This is a genomic window from Marinobacter qingdaonensis, assembly GCF_034555935.1.
Lineage (GTDB): Bacteria > Pseudomonadota > Gammaproteobacteria > Pseudomonadales > Oleiphilaceae > Marinobacter > Marinobacter qingdaonensis.
Window position 1 is genome coordinate 2,809 of record NZ_JAYDCJ010000002.1, and the last position, 1,790, is coordinate 4,598.

Annotated in this window: 1 tRNA gene and 1 rRNA gene; both read right to left on the minus strand. The window is 54.1% G+C overall.

The annotated features are described in order from the left end of the window. Nucleotide 1: 1 nt before the first annotated feature. Nucleotides 2–78: transfer RNA gene (locus U5822_RS03285), tRNA-Ile, on the minus strand. A 90-nt stretch (nt 79–168) separates the two neighbouring features. Next, nucleotides 169–1,708 (minus strand): 16S ribosomal RNA (locus U5822_RS03290). Nucleotides 1,709–1,790 lie beyond the last annotated feature (82 nt).

Below are 1,790 nucleotides of genomic sequence, written 5' to 3' on the forward strand. Positions count from 1 at the left end.
CTGGTGGGTCTGGGTGGACTTGAACCACCGACCTCACCCTTATCAGGGGTGCGCTCTAACCACCTGAGCTACAGACCCAATGGTACGGGCCTGATAGACCCATCTGCTCTCTTTATTCAGCCAACCAAGTAATTCGTGTGGACTCTGACCGAAGCATTCGGCTTCGTTTAAGGAGGTGATCCAGCCGCAGGTTCCCCTACGGCTACCTTGTTACGACTTCACCCCAGTCATGAACCACACCGTGGTGATCGTCCTCCCGAAGGTTAGACTAACCACTTCTGGTGCAATCCACTCCCATGGTGTGACGGGCGGTGTGTACAAGGCCCGGGAACGTATTCACCGCGACATTCTGATTCGCGATTACTAGCGATTCCGACTTCACGGAGTCGAGTTGCAGACTCCGATCCGGACTACGATGCGTTTTGTGAGATTAGCTCCCCCTCGCGGGTTTGCAGCCCTCTGTACGCACCATTGTAGCACGTGTGTAGCCCTGGCCGTAAGGGCCATGATGACCTGACGTCATCCCCACCTTCCTCCGGTTTGTCACCGGCAGTCTCCCTAGAGTTCTCAGCCGAACTGCTAGCAACTAGGGATAGGGGTTGCGCTCGTTACGGGACTTAACCCAACATCTCACGACACGAGCTGACGACGGCCATGCAGCACCTGTGTCAGAGTTCCCGAAGGCACCAATCCATCTCTGGAAAGTTCTCTGCATGTCAAGGCCAGGTAAGGTTCTTCGCGTTGCGTCGAATTAAACCACATGCTCCACCGCTTGTGCGGGCCCCCGTCAATTCATTTGAGTTTTAACCTTGCGGCCGTACTCCCCAGGCGGTCAACTTAGTGCGTTAGCTGCGCCACTAAGGATTCAAGATCCCCAACGGCTAGTTGACATCGTTTACGGCGTGGACTACCAGGGTATCTAATCCTGTTTGCTCCCCACGCTTTCGCACCTCAGTGTCAGTATTGGTCCAGGTAGCCGCCTTCGCCACTGGTGTTCCTTCCTATATCTACGCATTTCACCGCTACACAGGAAATTCCACTACCCTCTACCATACTCTAGCCTGACAGTTCGAAATGCCGTTCCCAGGTTAAGCCCGGGGCTTTCACATCTCGCTTATCAAACCACCTACGCGCGCTTTACGCCCAGTAATTCCGATTAACGCTTGCACCCTCCGTATTACCGCGGCTGCTGGCACGGAGTTAGCCGGTGCTTCTTCTGTGAGTAACGTCAAGCCTCATGGGTATTAACCATAAGGTTTTCCTCCTCACTGAAAGTGCTTTACAACCCGAAAGCCTTCTTCACACACGCGGCATGGCTGGATCAGGGTTGCCCCCATTGTCCAATATTCCCCACTGCTGCCTCCCGTAGGAGTTCGGGCCGTGTCTCAGTCCCGATGTGGCTGATCATCCTCTCAGACCAGCTACGGATCGTCGCCTTGGTAGGCCTTTACCCCACCAACTAGCTAATCCGACATAGGCACATCCAATAGCGCAAGGTCCGAAGATCCCCTGCTTTCTCCCGAAGGACGTATGCGGTATTAATCCGGGTTTCCCCGGGCTATCCCCCACTACTGGGCAATTTCCTATGCATTACTCACCCGTCCGCCGCTCGTCAGCGGGGTGCAAGCACCCCCTGTTACCGCTCGACTTGCATGTGTTAAGCCTGCCGCCAGCGTTCAATCTGAGCCATGATCAAACTCTTCAGTTTAAATCATATAGCGATCCGAAAATCGCAATTCTTGCTCAAGACAAAACTCAATTTCGACGAGTCACTGTCCTGATATTTCGTG